The following is a 20,992-nucleotide window of genomic DNA, read 5'->3' as shown; positions in this document are numbered from 1 at the left end:
TAGGTATAGTTAAATAGATTGCCACAAAGAAGGAAGTGATGATGAGCCACAACAAATTTAGGTCAGGGATCGTAACGCGAGCAACTTGGCAAGAAAAAGAGAGCAATGTCACGCCACAATCGGTCTTTAAGCAGCGTCGTCAAATTATTCAAGCCTTAGGGCTTGGGGCTATTGCCACCAGTATCCCTGGCGCTGTACATGCTGGCATCTTTGACGTGTTTGATAGCGCACCGCCAACACAGGCTTTACAGCCGCTACAATATGTAAAAAGCCCCAATGCTGAGGATCAAATCTTAACCCCTTTCGATAAAGTTACCAGCCATAACAATTTTTATGAATTTGGCACAGCCAAAAGCGATCCTGCTGAAAATAGTCAGCAATTTAACACCAAGCCATGGCAGTTGGTCATTGACGGTGAAGTCGATAAGCCCGTTACTATCGATATTGATGACCTGATGGCACGATTTCCGTTAGAAGAACGTATCTATCGATTACGTTGTGTTGAAGCTTGGTCGATGGTGATCCCATGGATAGGTATTCCGCTAGCCTCGATTTTACGCATGGTGGCACCTAACAGTCAGGCTAAGTATGTGGCTTTTGAAACCTTATTTGATCCAGAGCAAATGCCGGGACAAAAACATCGACTGATGGGCGGCGGCATTCAATACCCCTATGTGGAAGGCTTAACTATCGCCGAGGCGATGAACCCACTTACACTGCTGTCCGTCGGCCTCTATGGTAAAACCTTACCTCCACAAAATGGGGCACCCATTCGCTTGGTGGTACCTTGGAAATATGGTTTTAAGAGCATTAAATCGATTGTACGCATTCGCTTAACGTCAACCCAACCCCCGACCACATGGAGTCAGTTAGCCGCTAATGAATATGGGTTCTTTGCTAACGTGAACCCCATGGTCGATCATCCGCGGTGGTCGCAAGCCACTGAACGTCGAATCGATGCTGGTGGCTTATTTAGTGCGAGGAGAATAGAGACCCAAATGTTTAATGGTTATGGTGAACAGGTGGCCGACTTATATTCTAATATCGATTTAAAGAGGTTTTATTGATGCCAATTGTGTTGTCACCCAAAACGCTGCTCTGGATGAAAGCAGGGTTACATCTGATATGTATTATTCCTGTATTATTGTTAATTGTTGATGTTAGCACTGGTCGCGCGGGTGGCGATCCGGTGCAGTATATTATTCACTTTACCGGTATTGGGGCGCTGAATTGTTTATTGGCAACCTTGTTGGTTAGCCCCATGGCTAAAATACTAAAGTTTGCCGGCTTAATGAAGGTAAGACGATTATTGGGCCTCTATGTGTTTTTTTATGCATGCTTACACTTAGCGGCTTTCATTAGTTTTGATTTATTATTTGATTGGTCATTGTTTTTTGATGAAGTTGTTTCACGGCCCTATATATTAATTGGGATGATCAATTGGCTATTGTTGTTGGCATTATCTATCACCTCGTTGATGTCTATCCGAGCCAAAATGGGCAAACAGTGGCAACGATTGCATAATAGTATTTATCTAATTGCTTTGTTGACCTTGTGGCACTTTTATTGGTCTATCAAGTCTGGTGGGGCAGAAGTGGCTATGTATCTTGCGGTGATTTTGTTGTTATTTTTGCTCAGAGAAAAGAGCGTCCAGAAGAAACTAATCAAGGTGATGAACTGAATGTAAATATTGATAACACGCAGATAAGCCTGCGTGTTATCGTGATCTTATTATTTTGACATTAAGGCTAACACATCTTGGTAACTCATATTCCATTCGCGTGATAAGTTAATCAATTTAGTTCTATAGGTTTGCACCAATTCACTTTGCTTTTGTTGATTAATTTGGTTATCAACGGCTTCATTGACTACTTGTTGCAAGATTTGTAAGCGTTTCAGGCTAAAATCTAGCGAATGAATATATTTTTCCATCTGCACTTTTGTGCGTGCTTGCTCAAGATCTGTTGAGTGTTTTTTATCATATCCATATTCATCGAGAGCATCTAATGCACTCTGCAAATCAAATTCGTTAGACATAAAAATCCATAATGCGGTGCTATTGAAACAATGAGGGTTAATAGGATCTATTCAACTTTATATACGACAGATATTAATAAACGAAGAAAAAGATCAACTGCATGAAGCCTACTTATTATAAGCCTTATCCGTCAGGGCTCAAGAAGTTTATTACGAATAAATGTTTATAACTTGCTGCCAAGGTTCGCTGTTTGTTACATTAGGTCGTTAAATAGACGGATTTTTGTTTACTAGGGAGTTGTTATGCAAGATATTCTTCCTGATCTTTGTGATGAATACCCGGATCAGGTCAATGTATTTTCACCCATCTTTCAACATTATGGTGGGGTGACCCATTTCTCTGGCGAGTTAGTGACCGTCAAGTGTTTTGAAGATAACTCAATGGTCAAACAATTATTAGCCACACCCGGCCATGGGCGTGTGCTTGTGGTTGATGGCGGTGGTTCGGTGCGTCGCGCTTTGCTTGGCGATATGATAGCGACCGAAGCGGTTGCTCAGGGCTGGGCTGGTATTGTCATTTATGGGGCGGTGCGTGATGTGGTTACACTGGCAACGTTACCTTTGGGGGTATGTGCATTGGCAGCATGCCCGATTAAAACGGCCAAACTTGGCCAAGGTGAAATCGGGGTGCCCATTGTGATTGACGGCATCAATGTGTTACCAGGAATGCATATTTATGCCGATCCTAATGGGGTGTTAATTGCCAAAGGCGCCCTTGATACCAAAGATTTCAACTAAACTGAATGTTATTTTCTTATCAATGTGGGAGTCGTTTATGAAGCTGCTCAAGTGGTTCGTGATAATTGTTGCCATTATTATCTTGGTACCGATTATTTATCTTAGCTTTTTCTTTAATATCAATGAATACAAAGGGCAGCTAACGGCCGAGGTTGAGAAGGCCACCGGCAGACAATTGACCATCGCGGACGACTTGCGTTGGAGCTTTTACCCTGATCTTGGTATTCGATTAGGCGGAGTCACATTTGCTAATCCTAAAGGGTTATCGACTGAACCTATGCTGTCGATGGAAGCCGCGACTGTCGAAGTGGCATTGATGCCATTATTCAGTAAAAGCATCCAAATTGCTGAAATTCGAGTTGATGGTTTGACGGCCAATTTGGTTACTGGCAAAAATGGTGAAACGAGTTTCAGCGGTTTAGGCGATAAATCGACGCCAGCCAAACCCGCGACTGACACAACAGATGAACCTGCGAGCAATAGCCTGACTTTATCTAGTCTTGAGGTTGGCGGAATAAGTATCGCCAACACTAAGATAAATCTGATTGATAAAGCGACTAATACTAGTCAGCAATTTAGTTTAGACAAGTTCACCTTGGGCCATTTTGTACCAGAGGTGGCGACCCCGATGAGCATTGAATTCAGTGCCGATACTGGCGACATGCAACTGACCATGACCGCCGCGGGTCAAATTTGGGTTAATCAAGCATTTTCACGAGTAAAAGTAACCGAATTGGATGTGCAATCTGCGATGTCTGGGGCCGGATTACCCCAAGGAAAAGTGACCACTGAAGTATTGGCAAACCTCGATGTGGATCTCACTGACAAACAGTTGGCTGTCGACTTAACCAATATTAAGGCTAACAATATCACGGGTAAGGGCACGGTGGCGGTTAACTTCGGTCAGACGGTGCCACGGATCAACACCAGTTTAGATTTTGCAGCCATTGATTTAACGCCGTGGCTGCCGACATCGAGCGATGACAAAGCCAATAATACCACCGCGAGCGCTAGTGAAGCAGCCGCGACTGAGCCGGATTTGTCTGTGCTTAAGCAAATCAACTTGCAATCAAGCATCACAATTGCTGGCTTGACCATGGATAAGTTTACTACCGGTCCCTGGAAAATAGATGCCGCTATCAAAGACGGCATTGCTCACTTAACGTCGCTAACGGCGCAATTATATGACGGCGAACTTAAGCTGAGTGCTCAACTCGACGGTCGCCAACCGGTGGCCAGTTACTCCTTCAGCCAAAGCCTAAAAGGGGTACAAGTCCGCGAAATGTTAACTCAGCTGGCAGATATTGATTTCTTATCGGGCAATACTGCATTTAATGTGACTGGCACTGGCCGCAGTTTAATTCCGGCTAAGCTCAAACAAAATTTGAATGCTAAGGGTGGATTTGAGCTGACAAATGGCTCGATTTATGGGGTAAATATCCCGCAAATGATCCGTGAAGCGCAAGCTGCGCTTAAAGGTGACTTGCAAAAGGATGAGGCGGAAAAGAAAACCGATTTCTCGAGTTTAGCGGGCACCTTTACTGTGGCTAATGGTGTGGTCAACAACCCTGACTTATTACTACAATCCCCCTTGATTAGAGTGTCAGGCCAAGGCGACGCCAATATTGTCACTGAGTCACTCGATTATCAGTTAACCACTAAAGTGGTGGGCAGCTTACAAGGGCAAGGTGGGTCTGAGCAGGTGTCAGGCGTGAGTATCCCCTTGTTAATCAGCGGCAGTTTTAGTGAACCTAAGTTTGCATTGGATACTAAGGCACTGTTGAATAATAAAGTTAAAGACGAAGTGAAAAAGGTTGAAGACAATCTCAAGAATAAATTATTAGATAAGCTTGGAGGCTTCTAATGAAGTATTGGTTATCCATATTGCTAGCCTCAAGCATGGGCGCGTGTGCTGAGCCGCCAATGTCGAGTGTCGATGACGCGACGGCAATTGTGGGCTCGCAACTGCATCCTGCCAATCGAATGAAATCAGAGGCCACCATGACACAAGGGGTATTAACAGGCAGTCTTAGCCAACGAGAGCAATTCGTGACATTAACGGTTGAAAACCCGACTGATAAAGCCGTTTATTTGGTGTTTAACTCAGGACAAAATGGCGATCTCACCTTAATGACTGACAAGGGGCAAACCCTATGGCGTTGGTCCAGCGGTTTTATGTTTACTCAAGCCATTCGCGAGACCACCTTAGCCGCAGGTGCGTCCTTAGAGGTTAAATTTACTGTGCCTGCTGAGGTGATGGCCCAGCTCAAACCCGGGATGCAATGGCAAGCCAGTTACAGTGGGCGGATGGCCGGTAGCGGTCAAGCCGCGATGACCTTGGTGAGGCAGGCTATTAACTAGCCTGTTAGGGGGGCAATGTAAAAAAACGGGGTCAAAGCCCCGTTTTTTATTGGTTAGACACTGACTTTAGTCACGTCTACATGCATTTTTAGCATTTGTCCTGGTTGGAGGTAACGTTGATTTTGCAATTTATTCCAACGAATTAACTCATTAACAGTGACCTTAAACTTGCTGGCAATTTTAGCCAATGAATCCCCGCTTCTGACCTTGTAATTTACCGTGCGCATTACTGCCGTTTGGCTTTGCTGCGCACTGACTTTATTAGACCAAATGACGAGCTTTTGACCTGGACGTAACGTGTCCTTAGGTGCCATACCATTCCAACGTGCCAGTTTATCGACACTGGTATTGTGCTTATTGGCTATCTTCCAGAATGAATCACCCGCTTGTACGATATAGTCTTGCTTGTAATCGGCGCGCTTGGTGGACTGTTTACTCATCAAACGTTGATCCGCAGATAAGGTGTACAGTTCTGGAGACTTTGCGGCGACGGGCAATAATAAATGTTTACCAGCAACAATATTGTTGCCTTGGATGTTATTGACCGAGCGGATCACATCGACATTGGTGTGATATTTCTGGGCAATCACCCCAAGGCTATCACCTGACTTAATTTTATAACGCAGCCAATGTAAACGTTCTGATGACTCAGTGTCGTTTAAAGCGACCTTAAACCCTTCAGCTTTATCGATAGGGATGACTAAGGTGTGCGGGCCTTCTGGCGCCGTCGCCCAGCGATTGTAGCCGGGATTAAGCTTATGCAAATCGCTGATCGACATATCCGCCAAATCTGCCGCAAAAGCTAAGTCGATTTGGGAGCCGACATCGATGACTTCTACCACTGGCACGTTTTCGATGGGGTTAAGGGTGATGCCATATTTATCGGCATGTTTAATCACATCGGCTAAGGCTAATAATTGCGGCACATAGCGTTCGGTTTCTCGGGGTAAGTCGAGCGAGAAAAAGTCGGTGCCCTTGCCATTTCTTTTATTGCGTTTTACCGCGTTAAGTACCCGACCTTCACCGGTGTTGTATGCGGCAATGGCGTACAACCAATTTTGATTGGTTTTACCATACAGGTATTCCAACATATCTAACGCTGCCGTGGTCGCCGCTGGCACATCGCGACGGCCGTCATACCACCAATTCATTGATAAACCGAAGTGTTTGGCCATTGGCGAGGTAAACTGCCATAAACCGGAGGCGGCGCCATGTGAATAGGCGAAGGGATCGAAAGCGCTTTCGACTATCGGTAGCAAGGCCAATTCCATCGGCAAATCGCGTTGTTCTAATTGCTCGACAATCAGATACATAAACGGTGCGGCCCGTTCAGAGATCCGTGCTAAATGTTGTGGATGCTTGATATACCAATCGCGGTATTGATTGACCAGTTTTTTATCTGGAATTGGCATCTCAAGTTGCAGGCGTATGCGTTGCCAAACATCGGTAATAACGACGGGGGCAGGGGCAGGTTCTGGCAAGATTTCAGGTATTACTGGAGGTGTTAAAGTGACCTCGGTCTTTGGCGTCGTGGCCTCAGTGCTGTCTAACGTTTGACAGCCGGTAAGTAGGGCAATTCCCCCTACTAACACTAATTTTGATAGGCGCATGTGAAGGCACTTTCCTCTAAAAAATATATCTTTCAATAAGTTATGTTATTCTTCTGTGCTATCCCTATGAACGAAGAGCGTGCATTTTATAGTAATTATTAGAAGTTGTCTTTCCATTGGCGTAAAAGTGCAAAGCGCTCGACAATGTCTTGGGAAAGCTTGGGATCTCTTTGTTGCAAACTGCTGACAACATCGACACTATCACATCGCAAAAATGGGTTGATGGCTTTTTCTTTGGCCAAGGTACTCGGGAGTGTCGGTAACTGCCGCTGACGCTGCTGCTGACACCAAGCCTGATAGTTTTGCAGTGCGTGATTTTGCGGTTCCACCGTTAAGGCAAACGTTAAGTTAGATAAGGTGTATTCATGAGCACAACAGACATAGGTTTCATCGGGTAGTGCCATTAATTGTGCTAACGAATGGTACATTTGCGCCGGGGTGCCTTCAAACAAACGACCGCAACCGCCACTGAATAAGGTATCGCCGCAAAAAACATAAGGCGCTTGATAATAGGCGAGATGATCTAAGGTATGACCTGGAATGGCGAGCACTGTGATATCACCAAAACCGGCAATAGCGTGCGTACCGGCACACAGAGGGTGACTGACTTCTGCCACACTAGCGCCAGGTCCATACACTGGGATGGGGCCATAATGCTCCAGTAATTCACTGATCCCGCTAGTATGATCCCAATGATGGTGGGTAATGAGGATAGCATCTAAGTGCTGGCCGGCTTGCGTTAACGTCGCTATCACTTCAGGCGCTGTGCTTGGATCAACCACCAGATTTTTTTGGGTGCTCGGGTGGTGCAGCCACCAAATATAATTATCAGACAGTGCAGCAATCGGGGTAACGTTGGGCATAGTGATCCATACTAAATCGTCAATAGTTTCTGCAATATGCCATAGTTTGACGGTGATTTGCTACTAGTGACCGCTAGCACTTGCTGTTACCAACAAAAAAGGATATAGCTAACATTATGATTAATAATAGGTCTGCTGGTGTCTTCAGTGAATAGTCGTCCGTTCAGTTGGCAAGACTTGAGTCATGGTGATGCGTTATTAGCGCATATTGACCGTGCTCTATTACCTTGGTGGCCGAAAGTGTTTGGTTACCATTTATTAAAGTTGGGTCATCTTGCCCGTGATTTAGATACCTCTGCGTGCCGGATCAATCATCAAGTCTCCTTAGCCCAAGAGCCGGGGTGCGGCGTGTTGGCTAGCTGCAGTGACCTCCCTTTTGCTTATGGCGCCTTCGATGCCGCTGTGCTCCCCTGTTTATTAGAGTTTGAAGCCGATCCTTACCGTATATTACGCGAAGTGGATCGAGTGCTGATCAGTGGCGGCTACTTGCTTATTGTGGGTTTCAATCCCATGAGTCCTTTATTCATTGGTAAAATGCTGCCTAAGCATCAACGTCAGTATCCTTGGTGTGGCCATTTCTATTTACCTTCTAGGGTAAAAGATTGGTTGAACTTGCTGGGTTATCAATTAGTTGCTGATGAAAGAGTCTTGTATCACTCTTTGATAGGACAATTGAAGTCTCATTCGTTATGGCAAGAGGGGTTAAAATCATGGTTGCCCAGTGCCGGCAGTCTGTATGTATTGATTGCTCGCAAAATTGATTATCCTTTGACGCCCATTCGCCAAAAACAAGTGGTTAAGCGCCGCCAATGGGGGACGGTGACCAGCGCCGGACGTCTACCCCGTAAATAAGCATTTTCCCTGTTGTAGGAGCGTGTGTGAAAATCAGTTTAAAGCAGTTGGCCGTGTTTGTGGCTGTCGCTCGCAGTGGCCAAGTCGCGAAGGCAGCACTGCAGTTATCTTTGTCGCCTCCGGCGACGTCTATGTCGTTGCAAGAACTTGAACGTCAGTTAGCTTGTCAGTTATTTATCCGTAAAGGTAATCGCTTATTACTGAATGCCAGAGGTGAGCACCTCTTACCCTTAGCCATGGATATTCTAGACAGAGTCGAGGACGTCGAGCAAAGCTTTAATCCCAATAGTGGGGTATTTGCCGGCTCAATTCGGATCAGCGCAAGTTCCACCATTGGTAATTATTTACTGGCCGGTGCGAGTGTTAAATTTCAACTTGAGCACCCACAAAGCAATTGCGAATTACTGATAGGTAATACTCAGAAAGTCATTACGTCTATTTTAGAAGGGCACAGTGAAGTGGGTTATATCGAAGGTCATTGCCCCGATAGACGCTTAAATGTCAGCTTGTGGCATCAAGATAAACTGGTGGTATTTTGTGCGCCAGAACATCGCTTTGCCAATCAAACTGTCAGTGCTCAACACTTGATGGACGTGCCTTGGGTGCTACGAGAATCAGGTTCAGGTACGCGAGAGGTATTCGTTAATACCATGCTCGAACAAGGGGTGCAGCCGCAGCTAGCGTTTAGTTTTAATACGGCTGATGCGATTAAACAAGCGGTGAAACAGGGCGGAGGTCTCGGGGTATTGTCGGGGTTAATCGTCAATGAAGAGATAGCTAAAGGCTGGTTAGCCCCGGTAGTCATTGACAATGTCAACTTGGACCGTTCATTTTATCGCATCCACCATAAGAGCCGAACATTGTCAGCCTTGGCTAGCCATTTCGATCAATTTTGCGTCGAGCGCTGGTTAACTTAAGATAAACACGCAAAAGAAAAGGAGCCATGGGCTCCTTTGCTATTTCACCTAAGTCGTGCTTAGAAACTCGCGCTACGTGGTGCCCGTGGGAATGGGATCACATCACGAATGTTTGATACGCCAGTTACGTATGAAACTAAACGCTCGAAACCTAAACCAAAGCCTGCGTGTGGCACAGTGCCATAACGACGTAAGTCACGATACCACCAGTAATCTTCTTGTGATAAGTCCATTTCGGCTAAACGCATATCTAGCACATCCAGACGTTCTTCACGCTGTGAACCACCAATGATTTCACCGATCCCTGGAGCGAGAACGTCCATCGCGGCAACGGTCTTGCCATCATCATTAAGACGCATGTAGAAGGCTTTAATATCTTTCGGATAATTCTTAACCACTACAGGGGCTTTGAAATGTTCTTCAGCCAAATAACGTTCGTGCTCAGACTGTAAATCGATACCCCATTCAACAGGATAATCAAATTGCTTATCACAGTTCTGCAAAATGGTGACAGCATCGGTATAATCTACTTGAGCGAAGTCACTGTTAACAAAAGACTCTAAGCGCTCAATCACAGTCTTATCGATGCGTTGAGCAAAGAATTCTAAATCATCACGACGTTCCTGTAATACCGCATTAAAGGCATACTTGAGCATATGTTCTGCTAAATGGGCAACATCGTCTAGCGTGGCAAATGCCACTTCCGGTTCAACCATCCAAAACTCAGCCAAATGACGACTGGTATTAGAGTTCTCAGCACGGAAAGTTGGGCCGAAAGTGTACACTTTTGACAGTGCACAGGCATAAGTTTCAGCGTTTAACTGACCAGAAACGGTCAAGAAGGCTTCTTTACCGAAGAAATCCTCTTCATAGTTAACCTTGCCGGCATCAGTGCGAGGCAGGTTTTCCATGTCTAAAGTCGATACGCGGAACATTTCACCAGCGCCTTCACAATCTGAGGCTGTCACGATTGGGGTTGAAACCCAAATGAAACCCTGCTCATGATAAAAGCGGTGAATGGCTTGAGATAGGCAGTTACGGACGCGGGCAACGGCACCAATTAAATTGGTACGTGGGCGTAAGTGGGCTAATTCTCTCAGATATTCCACTGAATGACGCTTGGCCGCCATCGGATAAGTATCAGGATCATCAACCCAGCCAGCAACGTCAACTTGGCTTACTTGCAATTCATAGGCTTGGCCAGCGCCTGGAGATTCAACCACTTCACCAGTCATTACCACAGAACAGCCAGCGGTAAGCTTTAGCACTTCGTCTTGATAATTGGCTAAGCTATTGGGCACTACACCTTGAATGGCATCGAAACAGGAACCGTCATAGACGGCCAGAAAAGAAATTCCGGCTTTGGAATCACGACGAGTACGCACCCAGCCACGAACTGTGACTTGCGAACCGACAGCAAATTCCCCTTTAAATACAGAAGCGACAGATGCAATGCTCATTGTTGCTTAGTTCTCCAACCAATAGACGTTATTAACAAATTTGGATGCTTATATTACCTTGCTGGTGGGTTTTCTCAAGGTGAAAACGCTCTGCAGCACTGAATTATCTTGATATTGGTAAAAAAATAGACGGTTATCAAAATTCGGCAGGCGGATTGCGGTGATTGACCATGGCTCTATGGGATTAACCCAGCCGTCATTCAGTGCTCGGCCCGCCACCATAGGCAGAAAAGCTGGGACAGTGCCTGATGGCCACCCAGGCCGGACACAGCATGGGTAAACTGGTATGGCGCCATGACAGATTACTCACTGCCATAATCCCTCGCTGCGTTAACGGTTAGCGTTAGCGCCCCCAACGGCTGATGAACCTGAAACACTAGATAATTGCAGAGCTAATTGATCGATGATGGCGGCCGTGGCTCCCCAAATGAATTTATCTTGATAGGGGATAAAACCCACGTTCAAAGTATGACCTTGACGGCGAAACTGGGCTTGATGCCTATGTTCAGTTTGCATTAAATGCTGCCATGGCACCGAAAACCATTCAGCCACTTCATTACTATCAATTATTGGAGTAAAGGCGCCATGGATAATGCCGACCACTGGGGTAATGGTAAAGCCACTGATTGTCTGGTGAACATCTAAGGTACCGAGTACCTCAACCTGGTCATGAATTAAGCCAATTTCTTCATAAGATTCTCTTAATGCTGTGTCGATTAAGTCGCTATCTTGAGGTTCACGTTTTCCGCCTGGAAAACTGATTTGACCGGGATGCGCAGCAAGGTGCGCAGCCCGTCGTGTCAGTAATAATCGTGTGTCTTGTCCCGCTTGAAAAAAGGGCACCAATACCGCTGCCGAAACTAGGCTTGATGCCGAGCGATTTAGTGCCATTGCCGCTGGCGATTGGGCGGCATGGAGTAGAAATCGAGTTTTCAGTTCGTTTAGGTGCATGAATTGTCCTAAATTTATGAGGCTATGTCGCGTTCAATTGACTCAGCACGGGGAGGATTTTGCTTAGTTTATCAAAGCTTTCTTGGTATTCACTGGCGGCCGTGGAGTCTGCCACTATACCGCCACCCGCCCAGCAATAGAGGCGTTGATCTTCGGCGAGTAGGGTGCGAATACAAATGTTAGTGTCCATCTGATTATCTTGGCTAATGTAGCCAATGGAACCACAATAAATCGCCCGCCGCGACGGTTCTAATTGCTCAATGATCTCCATGGCGCGGATTTTTGGCGCCCCAGTAATCGAGCCTCCCGGAAAACATGCCTTTAATAAATCGGCAGCCTGATAGCGATCATCAAGGCGGGCACAGACGGTACTAACAAGGTGATGTACTGCAGGAAAACTTTCGATATCAAACAGTTTAGGCACATTTACACTACCAGCACTCGCCACTTTGCCAATATCGTTGCGCAGTAAATCGACAATCATCAAGTTTTCAGCCCGATCTTTCTCCGACGCCGCTAAACGCATGGCATTGGCTTGATCTTGGTGTGGATCGGCGTGTCTCGGTAGCGTCCCTTTAATGGGTTTAGTTTGGATGTTGCCTTGATTTAAACTAATAAATCGCTCAGGCGATATCGACAGAATGGCTTGCTCTGGCAAGCGAATAAAGGCCGAAAATGGCGCACTATTAGCTGCTCTCAAGGCTTGATAGGCTTGCCATTCGTCTCCGTGATAACTGGCACTAAAGCGTTGAGTTAAATTGATTTGATAACAATCACCACTGTGCAGATAAGCTTGAATTTGTTCAAATTTATCGTGATAGTCCGCTTGGCTAATTTGTGACTGCCAGTCTTGGGTTAGGCCAAAGTCGGGTAAGGGCGCAGGCTCAGTTGCCATCATGGCTAAGAGTTGCTGGTAGCAATGTTCAAGCGCCTGTTGACCTTGGCAGTGTATTAATTGCCAAGTTTGGTGGTGGTAATCATACACCAAGGCAAAATCATAGACGCCCATCGCCAAGGTCGGTAGCGAAATATCAGCAGATGCCGTGGCTGGAATCGATTCCACCTCCCGGCCTAAGTCGTAACTGAGATAACCCATCAGGCCGCCGCTAAAAGGTAATGCAGAAGGCTGCGGATTTGGAAAATAACGTGCCTGCACTTGAGCTAAGGCATCAAAAGGATCCTTGTCGATAAATTCTAATTGCGATGAATTATTTTCACTCAAAAAACAACCATTGGCGCGACATTGTAATGTGGCGATGGGCGCGAAACATAGGATGTCAAAACGGGCATCTACATGAGATGCGTGTGCGCTGTCTAATAACATGGCCCATGGCTGATGACTTAGGCGTGAAAATATTTCAGTCGTCGTCCATGGCCAGTCTAACGCCAATGTTGCCAGCGACACCTGACGGTTAGCAAACATGTAACACCTTCTCTATATTGTGATCTAGTCGTGAAACGTATCTGAGGGTATTATAAGCCTAGGAATAATTATAATGACACAGTTAACCGGCAACTGGTTGACGATAGATGGAGCGCACAGATGACCCAAATTAAACAAGCGGACTTTATCGAAAGCATCGCTGATGCCTTGCAATACATTTCTTATTACCATCCCAAAGATTTTATAGATGCCATGAATGACGCTTATGAGCGTGAACAAAGCACGGCGGCGAAAGATGCCATGGCACAGATTTTAATTAACTCGCGGATGTCGGCAGAAGGCAAGCGCCCCTTGTGTCAGGACACAGGTATTGTGACTACCTTTATCAAAATCGGTATGGACGTTCGCTTTGATCACACGGATATGACCCTGCAACAAATGGTCGATGAAGGCGTGCGCCGCGCTTATAACAATGTCGATAATCCGTTGCGAGCTTCGATTGTGGCCGATCCGGCCGGTGCTCGAGTCAACACCAAAGACAATACCCCCTCGGTGGTGCATGTGGAGTCAGTGCTTGGAAATCAAATTGAAGTCATGATTGCCGCTAAAGGCGGTGGCAGCGAAAATAAAGCTAAAATGGCGATGCTGAACCCATCCGATGATATTGCCGCTTGGGTTGAACAGACCTTGCCTACCATGGGCGCTGGTTGGTGTCCGCCGGGAATGTTGGGCATAGGCATTGGTGGCACCGCTGAAAAGGCGGCGGTACTAGCCAAAGAAGCCTTGATGGAAAGTGTCGATATCCATGAATTAAAAGCTCGGGGCGCCGTCACTAGCGAAGAGAAGCTGCGTTTAGATATTTTTGAGCGTGCTAATAACTTAGGCATCGGTGCTCAAGGACTTGGCGGCTTAACCACAGTGCTGGATGTCAAAATTAAATCAGCCCCCACTCACGCGGCATCCAAGCCAGTGGTGATGATCCCTAATTGTGCCGCGACTCGCCACGTGCATTTTCATTTAGATGGCAGTGGGCCAGCGCACTTAACCCCGCCTTCATTGTCCGACTGGCCAGAAATCACCTGGGAAGTGGGCGAAAGCGTCCGTCGCGTCAATTTAGATAATCTCAGTCAAGCCGATGTTGAACAATGGCGTAGCGGTGAAACCTTATTGCTCAGCGGCAAAATGCTGACCGGCCGCGACGCGGCTCACAAACGGATCCAAAGTTTAATTGAAGCGGGCCAACCGCTGCCTGATGGTGTCGATTTCAAAGGGAAATTTATTTATTACGTCGGCCCTGTCGATCCGGTGAGAGACGAAGTCGTGGGGCCTGCTGGCCCAACTACAGCTACGCGTATGGATAAGTTCACCGATTTGATGTTAGATAAAACCGGTCTTATGGGCATGATTGGTAAGGCCGAACGTGGTGCTGCTACCGTGGCATCCATTAAGGCGCATAAGGCGGTGTACTTAATGGCCGTCGGCGGCGCTGCCTATTTAGTCTCTAAAGCCATTAAGCATGCACGCGTGGTGGCGTTTGAAGATTTAGGTATGGAAGCCATCTATGAGTTTGATGTCAAAGATATGCCAGTGACCGTGGCGGTGGATTCATTGGGTGTCAATGCCCATGAGACTGGCCCGGCGATGTGGAAAATAACCTTACCTAGCACGAATAAATAACGTGCTCCCCCATGGTGCATTGACTTCATCATGGGGGTATTCATTAATCTATCACTAAAAATAAGAAGTAAAAGATGAAAAAGTCTAAATTATTCATGGCATTGGCTTTAGTTGGTGCCTCACAAGTTGCTTATGGCGCCCAGCCGAGCCCGTTCACGGTGCAAGATCTCGTTAAGTTAAATAAACAACACTCAGCCGCCGTCTCTTCTGATGGTCAAACCTTGGTTTATGGCTTAAATGTCATGGATGACCAAGGACAGCGTGAATCAGAATTATATTTGGTTAATTTAGCTAAGCCAGAGGCGAGTCCGCAGCAGTTGACTGCGGTCAAAGGGACCGAGCATTCCGTGACGTTTGCCCCTGATAATCAATCCATATATTTTCTGGCCAACCGTAATGGCACCACTCAGCTGTTTAACCTGTCGCTAAATGGCGGTGAAGCTAGAGCCATCTCTGATTTGCCATTAAACATTGACGGCTACCGCTTAGATAATGCGGGCCAACAAGTCGCAATGCAACTGCGGGTTTTTCCTGAGTGTGACACCTTAGTCTGCTCTGAGGAAAAATTTGCTGAGCAGGCGAAAACGCCCAATGCTGGCCGTGAGTATGATCAGCTCATGGTGCGTCATTGGGACACTTGGCACGATCATGCTCGTAATCATTTGTTTGTGGCGCCAATAACTGCGAAGGGGTTAGGAAAGCCTGTCGATGTGACCGCTGGGCTCGATACTGAAACACCGCCTAAGCCTTTTTCTGGCATGGAAGAGGTGACGTTTAGCCCTGACGGTAAAACCTTAGTCTATACCGCCAAAGCCCCGTCTGCCGATCAGGCATGGACGACGAATTATGACTTATGGCAGGTGCCAGTGACGGGAGGAGAAGCCACGAACCTCACCGCGAACAACCTCGCTTGGGATGCACATGCTACCTATTCGGCTGACGGCCGTTACTTGGCATATTTAGCCATGGCGCGCCCAGGCTTTGAGGCCGATCGCTACGCCATTATGTTGCGGGATACTGTCACCGGACAAGAAAAAGAAGTTGCACCGCTGTGGGATAGAAGCCCACATTCACTGCAGTTTTCAGCCGACGGCAAAACCTTGTATGTTAGTGCGCAAGATCTCGGTCAAGTGAGTCTGTTTGAAGTTAACACGCAATTTGGTGACGTTAAGCGGCTGTATAACGATGGCAGTAACTCGGTGATCGCCGTGACACCTGACGCCTTATTTTTTAGCCGTAAGAGTTTAATCGAGCCAGGTGATATTTACCGCTTAGATCTAGCTGACAACAAGGTCACTCGTCTCACCCAAACCAATAAAGATCGCTTGGCCAACATTCAGTTTGGTGAGTTTGACCAATTTAGCTTTAAAGGCTGGAACAATGAAACCGTGTATGGCTATTGGTTAAAGCCTGCTAATTATGAGAAGGGTAAGCAATACCCCATTGCTTATTTAGTTCACGGTGGACCTCAAGGCTCATTTGGTAACAATTTTAGCCATCGCTGGAATCCTCAGTTGTGGGCTGGCGCTGGCTATGGCGTGGTGATGGTCGATTTCCATGGGTCAACCGGCTATGGCCAAGCATTTACTGACTCTATCACCCAAGATTGGGGAGGGAAGCCACTCGAGGATTTACAAAAAGGGCTAGATGCCGTGGCGACACAACAGCCTTGGTTAGACAAAAATAATGCCTGTGCCTTGGGCGGCAGTTATGGTGGCTACATGATGAACTGGTTCCAAGGGAACTGGCCAGATGGCTTTAAATGTTTAGTCAACCATGCGGGTCTATTTGATATGCGCTCTATGTATTATGTCACCGAAGAATTATGGTTCCCAGAATTTGAATTCGGTGGTCAATACCAAGACAACAAAGCCTTGTATGAACAGTTTAATCCTGTTAACTATGTTGAGCACTGGAAAACGCCCATGCTGGTGATCCATGGAGAAAAAGACTTCAGAGTGCCCTATGGCCAAGGGTTAGCCGCATTCACCTATATGCAGCGCAATAATATTCCATCTAAGTTATTGATGTATCCAACAGAGAACCACTGGATCCTAACCCCAGATAATCTCGAACAATGGTACGACAATGTGCTGGGTTGGTTAGACACCTATACAGCTAAATAATCCATGGGCCTGCATCGCAGGCCTTTTTCATGACGGAATGAGACCAACAATAGTGAACGATAAACGAGTCGTCCTGGTTGAGGCGACAATAGAGCAGCACGGCCAAGCCATTTTAGTCCTGATGAATGATGCCATTCTCAATAGTAGCGCCTTGTACGACATTGAGCCTCGGCAACCGGCATTTTTGCAGCAATGGTTTGAACAAAAACGTCAGCACGGTTGGCCGATTATTGTGGCAATGCGAGGAGATGATGTGGCCGGCTTTGGTTCCTATGGTCAGTTTCGCCCCTTCGCGGCTAACCGTTTTACCGTTGAACACAGCTTGTATGTTTGCAAACAACATCAAGGGATTGGTGTGGGTAAACACTTGTTATCCGAATTAATTACCCGCGCAACCCACGCAGGAATGCGTACTATGGTAGCCGCTATCGATAGTGATAATCAGGCCAGCATCAGTTTACATTTGTCCCAGGGATTTGTTTATAAAGGAGAATTACAGCAAGTCGCCTATAAGTTCGACCGCTGGTTAACCACGCACTGGTATCAAAAACTGCTAAATCAAGACTAACCAGCCACAGTGGTAGTCAGTTCATCATGATGTTTATGGGGCGAAAGATGCTTAACTGGGGCGATTGGCTATACTCAGTTTAACAGCACTAAGGGAATAAATGCCTGTGATAAAACTAGCCACTGAACTTACAGAGTTATGTGTCGATGAAGCCTTACTCACTTTGATAGCGGATCATGCTGGAGTGATTATTTATGTTAAGGATAAAGCGCGCCGCTATAAGTTTATTAACCATCGTGGTCGCCAATACTTAGGATTAGCGAACGATGGCCAGTTAGACTTTTGCGATGAAGATATTTTTCACCCCTCCTGTTTAAAGACCTTGTCTTCCCATGACGAGAGGGTGCTTGAAGTGGGAGAGGTCATTGAGCAACTCGAAAGCCTGCAAAGTAAAGATGATCCTACGACCCATCATTTTTTAGTCACTAAAAAACCCATCTTCAATCAGAAAAATCAAATTATCGGGCTACTAGGTTTTGCCGTTGACGTCACTGAAATGCAGAATCGGCAGCTCGATTTACAACACATGGCGATCACCGATCCCTTGACTGGGCTGGCCAATCGCCGCTTTTTCATGAGCGAAGTTGAGCGGGAATGCGCTCGGGCTAAACGGCAGAACACCTCCTTTGTGTTGTGTGTGATTGATATTGATAATTTCAAAAAAATCAATGACAACTACGGCCACACCGCCGGTGACAAGGTGTTGATAGTGATCGCCGAATTACTTAAATCTTCATTGCGCCAAGAGGATGTTGTCGCTTTGCTCGGAGGCGAAGAGTTTGGATTGTTGCTGCCAACCACGAACGTGTTATTAGCCAGCCAGTTAATCAAACGTTTGCTGGTAGAACTGAGAAAGTTCCGCATTCAGATCAGTGACAAAGTTGAGATTGGCATTACGGTCAGTGTCGGGATTAGCGAATGGGAAGAGCAAGATAAGCACTTTGAATCGATTTACCATAAGGCCGATAAGTTGATGTATGAAGCGAAACAAAATGGCAAAAATCGCTTTAAGGCCTAAGTCACTTTGGCTAACCCTTAATTTCTGTCTACGCTTTATCAGCCATGAATAATCTTAGCAAGGGATGATTATGTTAGATCGAATGCATTTAAGCGGTAGCCTAGTATTGAGTTTAACGCTTGCCAGCGCGGTAGTGCTAGCCGACACCAATCCGGCGGACAACGCCAATTATCAAAAGAAATTTCCGAAACAATACCAATCTTGGTTAGCCACCCAAGAAAGTGACACCCTGACTGATGCATTAGGTGGCGATCCTAACTTAGTGATCCTATGGGCTGGCTACGGTTTTTCCAAAGATTATAATGCCCCTCGAGGCCATATGTATGCCATCAGTGATGTGCAAAAGACCTTACGCACGGGCGCACCTATGACGGCCGATGAAGGGCCGATGCCGATGGCATGTTGGAGTTGTAAAAGTCCGGACGTGCCGCGCCTGATTGAAGGCGAGGGTGAGGCCGATTACTTTACAGGCAAGTGGGCCAAAGGCGGCCCTCAAATCGTCAATAATATTGGCTGCGCCGATTGTCATGTGCCGGGCTCGCCAAAACTTAGGGTCGCCAGACCCTTTGCTGAACGCGCATTTGTTGCGTTAAATACCCCTTTTAATGAAGCGAGTCGTAAACAAAAACAAAATATGGTGTGTGGTCAGTGTCATGTTGAATATTACTTCGAAAAAACCGCAGCACAGCCCAATTGGGTAAAATTTCCATGGGACATGGGCACCGGTGTTGAACAAATCGAGTCTTATTATGACAGCATTGCTTTTAGCGATTGGCAGCATCAATTATCCAAAGCACCGATGTTAAAAGCCCAGCACCCAGGTTATGAGACCAGTTTAGTTGGCACTCATGGTCAAAACGGAGTGACTTGCACCGACTGCCATATGCCTAAAGTCACCAATGCCGAGGGGAAACGCTTTACTAGCCATAATATCGGTAATCCATTTGATCAATTTGAGGCGACCTGTGCGCAATGCCACAGTCAAGATAAAGCCTTCTTAATGGAGCAAATTGAGCAAAAGAAACAACGCGTTAACCAGTTAAAATTAGAAGCAGAGCGCCAACTTGTTCATGCCCATTTCGAAGCAGCAGCGGCTTGGAAAGCGGGCGCGACCCAAGCGCAAATGCAAGCCGCATTGCAGGATATACGACATGGTCAATGGCGTTGGGATTTTGCCATTGCTTCGCACGGGGTGGCGGCTCATGCTCCCGAAGAGGCCTTAAGGATCTTAGGAACGGCGATCAATAAGGCTGCCGATGCGCGGATTAAACTCGCTCATATCCTCGCTCAGCAAGGGGTGATGACCGTGGTTGAATTACCCGACCTTAGCTCGAAAGCCTCAGCGCAGGCCTACTTAGGGATGAATATGGAACAAATGGAGCAACAAAAGGCTGAGTTTCTGAAAAAAATAGTGCCGCTTTGGCAACAAGAATATCAACAAACCATGGACAGCAAATAACATTAAGCGTTCACCTTAGTCGGTGGTGACTAAGGTGAACAGATGAATTTTTTATAAAGTGTGAACTCCCGCTTTTTCTGGCTATTTTGCCAATCACTCCATTGATGTAGAGTAGCCGCCTTATTAGTACTTGCCAGTTGACGATCTTCTATCGTCAAAGGATACACCCGTGGATTTCACCCTTTACGTTAAGTTTTTTCTTGGATTAGTGGCCATCATTAATCCTGTCGGTTTGTTGCCTGTGTTCGTCAGCTTGACCAGCCACCAATCAGATGCCGACCGTAAGTCAACGGCAAAAGCAGCCAACTTTGCTGTGGTGGTGATTTTGTTAGTCACCATAGTCGCCGGCCAACATATATTAAATATGTTCAGTATTAGCTTGTCAGCCTTCCGTATTGCTGGGGGGACATTGATTGCCATCATTGCCATGTCGATGTTGCAGGGCAAATTGGGCGAAGTGAAACGCAATAAAGAAGAAGATCGTGAATCATCGGCGATGGAATCGGTGGCGGTTGTGCCATTGGCGCTGCCATTAATGGCAGGCCCCGGCGCGATTAGTTCGGTGATTGTTTTCGCGGCAGAACACAATACCTTAGTGAATATGCTCGGCATGTTTGTCACTGTGATCATTTTTGGATTATTGAGCTTTTTATTATTTAGCCTAGCCTCAGTAATTTACCGTATTTTGGGTAAAACAGGGATTAACGTGATCACCCGTTTAATGGGGCTATTAATGTTATCTATTGGTATCGAAGTGATTGCCGCCGGGTTTAAAGGCATGTTCCCAAGCTTAGTGGGTTAACCAAAATCCGCTTCACGCTTTAGCTAAAAAACGCGCCAATGGGTAATGCCGTTCACTTAGTGTGAACGGCATTTTTCTTAGACTTAATGGGATACTTGTTTTTACTCATTTTTAACGCACGTGGATAGGCCCTATCCCGTTTCCCATCAAGCTTGAACTGTCTCGCATT

General features: G+C 46.4%; 19 protein-coding genes. 13 read left to right on the top strand and 6 right to left on the bottom strand.

Annotation, left to right across the window (positions count from 1 at the left end; all coding sequences use genetic code 11):
- Positions 1-38: 38 nt before the first annotated feature.
- Together msrP and msrQ are read left to right on the top strand one after the other, a co-directional pair.
- On the top strand, positions 39-1,067 hold the full coding sequence (gene msrP / locus KU855_RS05205) for a protein-methionine-sulfoxide reductase catalytic subunit MsrP (protein WP_218529248.1): 1,029 nt from the start codon (positions 39-41) through the stop codon (positions 1,065-1,067).
- Positions 1,067-1,681 carry a protein-methionine-sulfoxide reductase heme-binding subunit MsrQ gene (gene msrQ / locus KU855_RS05200; protein ID WP_256260887.1) on the top strand — a complete coding sequence of 205 codons (615 nt, stop codon included), beginning with the start codon at positions 1,067-1,069 and terminating at the stop codon, positions 1,679-1,681. The genes msrP and msrQ overlap by 1 nt, the downstream gene beginning before the upstream one ends.
- Positions 1,682-1,731: 50 nt before the next feature.
- Here the strand turns inward: msrQ and KU855_RS05195 are convergent, their stop codons facing one another.
- On the bottom strand, positions 1,732-2,037 hold the full coding sequence (locus tag KU855_RS05195) for a hypothetical protein (protein WP_218529247.1): 306 nt from the start codon (positions 2,035-2,037) through the stop codon (positions 1,732-1,734).
- 243 nt (positions 2,038-2,280) lie between these two features.
- Here KU855_RS05195 and KU855_RS05190 point away from each other — a divergent pair, with 243 nt between their 5' ends.
- The 3 genes from KU855_RS05190 to KU855_RS05180 are packed head-to-tail and all read left to right on the top strand — an operon-like array spanning position 2,281 to position 5,136.
- Complete coding sequence (locus KU855_RS05190) at positions 2,281-2,775, top strand: putative 4-hydroxy-4-methyl-2-oxoglutarate aldolase (RefSeq protein ID WP_218529246.1); 495 nt, start codon at positions 2,281-2,283, stop codon at positions 2,773-2,775.
- Between the two features lie 37 nt (positions 2,776-2,812).
- Entirely contained in the window at positions 2,813-4,639 is a 1,827-nt protein-coding gene (locus KU855_RS05185; protein WP_218529245.1) for an AsmA family protein, read from the top strand.
- Positions 4,639-5,136, top strand: a complete 498-nt coding sequence (locus KU855_RS05180) for a BsuPI-related putative proteinase inhibitor (protein WP_218529244.1) — start codon at positions 4,639-4,641, stop codon at positions 5,134-5,136. The genes KU855_RS05185 and KU855_RS05180 overlap by 1 nt, the downstream gene beginning before the upstream one ends.
- Positions 5,137-5,189: 53 nt before the next feature.
- Here KU855_RS05180 and KU855_RS05175 read toward each other — a convergent pair whose 3' ends face one another.
- Positions 5,190-6,746: a LysM peptidoglycan-binding domain-containing protein gene (locus tag KU855_RS05175; protein WP_218529243.1), complete on the bottom strand. Its 1,557-nt coding sequence runs from the start codon at positions 6,744-6,746 to the stop codon at positions 5,190-5,192.
- 98 nt (positions 6,747-6,844) lie between these two features.
- The gene (gene gloB, locus KU855_RS05170) at positions 6,845-7,609 is read right to left on the bottom strand and encodes a hydroxyacylglutathione hydrolase (RefSeq protein WP_218529242.1); all 765 of its coding nucleotides are present in this window, start codon (positions 7,607-7,609) and stop codon (positions 6,845-6,847) included.
- Between the two features lie 147 nt (positions 7,610-7,756).
- Between gloB and KU855_RS05165 the strand changes: the two genes are divergently transcribed.
- Positions 7,757-8,461 (top strand): class I SAM-dependent methyltransferase, encoded by a 705-nt coding sequence (locus KU855_RS05165; RefSeq protein WP_371316321.1) that lies wholly within the window; start codon positions 7,757-7,759, stop codon positions 8,459-8,461.
- Between the two features lie 26 nt (positions 8,462-8,487).
- Positions 8,488-9,378: a LysR substrate-binding domain-containing protein gene (locus tag KU855_RS05160; protein WP_218529241.1), complete on the top strand. Its 891-nt coding sequence runs from the start codon at positions 8,488-8,490 to the stop codon at positions 9,376-9,378.
- Between the two features lie 59 nt (positions 9,379-9,437).
- On the opposite strand, the gene asnS is transcribed toward KU855_RS05160, so the two are convergent.
- From asnS to pabB, 3 genes are all read right to left on the bottom strand, one after another.
- Positions 9,438-10,838, bottom strand: coding sequence for an asparagine--tRNA ligase (gene asnS, locus KU855_RS05155; RefSeq protein ID WP_218529240.1), 1,401 nt, complete (start codon positions 10,836-10,838; stop codon positions 9,438-9,440).
- A 330-nt stretch (positions 10,839-11,168) separates the two neighbouring features.
- The gene (locus KU855_RS05150) at positions 11,169-11,789 is read right to left on the bottom strand and encodes a CoA pyrophosphatase (protein WP_218529239.1); all 621 of its coding nucleotides are present in this window, start codon (positions 11,787-11,789) and stop codon (positions 11,169-11,171) included.
- A 22-nt stretch (positions 11,790-11,811) separates the two neighbouring features.
- Positions 11,812-13,212 (bottom strand): aminodeoxychorismate synthase component I, encoded by a 1,401-nt coding sequence (gene pabB, locus KU855_RS05145; RefSeq protein ID WP_218529238.1) that lies wholly within the window; start codon positions 13,210-13,212, stop codon positions 11,812-11,814.
- Positions 13,213-13,332: 120 nt separating this feature from the next.
- Between pabB and KU855_RS05140 the strand changes: the two genes are divergently transcribed.
- From KU855_RS05140 to KU855_RS05115, 6 genes are all read left to right on the top strand, one after another.
- Positions 13,333-14,850: a fumarate hydratase gene (locus KU855_RS05140; protein WP_218529237.1), complete on the top strand. Its 1,518-nt coding sequence runs from the start codon at positions 13,333-13,335 to the stop codon at positions 14,848-14,850.
- Positions 14,851-14,924: 74 nt separating this feature from the next.
- Positions 14,925-16,976, top strand: coding sequence for a S9 family peptidase (locus KU855_RS05135; protein ID WP_218529236.1), 2,052 nt, complete (start codon positions 14,925-14,927; stop codon positions 16,974-16,976).
- Positions 16,977-17,028: 52 nt separating this feature from the next.
- The gene (locus KU855_RS05130) at positions 17,029-17,544 is read left to right on the top strand and encodes a GNAT family N-acetyltransferase (RefSeq protein ID WP_218529235.1); all 516 of its coding nucleotides are present in this window, start codon (positions 17,029-17,031) and stop codon (positions 17,542-17,544) included.
- 100 nt (positions 17,545-17,644) lie between these two features.
- Positions 17,645-18,562: a GGDEF domain-containing protein gene (locus KU855_RS05125; RefSeq protein WP_218529234.1), complete on the top strand. Its 918-nt coding sequence runs from the start codon at positions 17,645-17,647 to the stop codon at positions 18,560-18,562.
- Positions 18,563-18,632: 70 nt separating this feature from the next.
- Positions 18,633-20,021 carry an ammonia-forming cytochrome c nitrite reductase gene (gene nrfA / locus KU855_RS05120; protein ID WP_218529233.1) on the top strand — a complete coding sequence of 463 codons (1,389 nt, stop codon included), beginning with the start codon at positions 18,633-18,635 and terminating at the stop codon, positions 20,019-20,021.
- A gap of 169 nt (positions 20,022-20,190) precedes the next feature.
- A complete protein-coding gene (locus tag KU855_RS05115) occupies positions 20,191-20,823 on the top strand; it encodes a YchE family NAAT transporter (protein WP_218529232.1) in 633 nt (210 codons plus the stop codon).
- The last annotated feature ends 169 nt before the right edge of the window (positions 20,824-20,992 follow it).

The sequence above is a fragment of the Shewanella sp. NIFS-20-20 genome (assembly GCF_019209865.1).
Taxonomy (GTDB): domain Bacteria; phylum Pseudomonadota; class Gammaproteobacteria; order Enterobacterales; family Shewanellaceae; genus Shewanella.
The sequence above is the reverse complement of the archived record's forward strand: the minus strand, read 5'-3'. Positions and strand labels throughout refer to the sequence as shown.

What these genes read in the sequence shown, in the direction of transcription:
- msrP (WP_218529248.1), top strand. Translation starts at nt 39, where the DNA reads ATGATGAGCCACAACAAATTTAGGTCAGGGATCGTAACGCGAGCAACT.
- msrQ (WP_256260887.1), top strand. Translation starts at nt 1,067, where the DNA reads ATGCCAATTGTGTTGTCACCCAAAACGCTGCTCTGGATGAAAGCAGGG.
- KU855_RS05195 (WP_218529247.1), bottom strand. Translation starts at nt 2,037, where the DNA reads ATGTCTAACGAATTTGATTTGCAGAGTGCATTAGATGCTCTCGATGAA.
- KU855_RS05190 (WP_218529246.1), top strand. Translation starts at nt 2,281, where the DNA reads ATGCAAGATATTCTTCCTGATCTTTGTGATGAATACCCGGATCAGGTC.
- KU855_RS05185 (WP_218529245.1), top strand. Translation starts at nt 2,813, where the DNA reads ATGAAGCTGCTCAAGTGGTTCGTGATAATTGTTGCCATTATTATCTTG.
- KU855_RS05180 (WP_218529244.1), top strand. Translation starts at nt 4,639, where the DNA reads ATGAAGTATTGGTTATCCATATTGCTAGCCTCAAGCATGGGCGCGTGT.
- KU855_RS05175 (WP_218529243.1), bottom strand. Translation starts at nt 6,746, where the DNA reads ATGCGCCTATCAAAATTAGTGTTAGTAGGGGGAATTGCCCTACTTACC.
- gloB (WP_218529242.1), bottom strand. Translation starts at nt 7,609, where the DNA reads ATGCCCAACGTTACCCCGATTGCTGCACTGTCTGATAATTATATTTGG.
- asnS (WP_218529240.1), bottom strand. Translation starts at nt 10,838, where the DNA reads ATGAGCATTGCATCTGTCGCTTCTGTATTTAAAGGGGAATTTGCTGTC.
- KU855_RS05150 (WP_218529239.1), bottom strand. Translation starts at nt 11,789, where the DNA reads ATGCACCTAAACGAACTGAAAACTCGATTTCTACTCCATGCCGCCCAA.
- pabB (WP_218529238.1), bottom strand. Translation starts at nt 13,212, where the DNA reads ATGTTTGCTAACCGTCAGGTGTCGCTGGCAACATTGGCGTTAGACTGG.
- KU855_RS05140 (WP_218529237.1), top strand. Translation starts at nt 13,333, where the DNA reads ATGACCCAAATTAAACAAGCGGACTTTATCGAAAGCATCGCTGATGCC.
- KU855_RS05135 (WP_218529236.1), top strand. Translation starts at nt 14,925, where the DNA reads ATGAAAAAGTCTAAATTATTCATGGCATTGGCTTTAGTTGGTGCCTCA.
- KU855_RS05125 (WP_218529234.1), top strand. Translation starts at nt 17,645, where the DNA reads ATGCCTGTGATAAAACTAGCCACTGAACTTACAGAGTTATGTGTCGAT.
- nrfA (WP_218529233.1), top strand. Translation starts at nt 18,633, where the DNA reads ATGTTAGATCGAATGCATTTAAGCGGTAGCCTAGTATTGAGTTTAACG.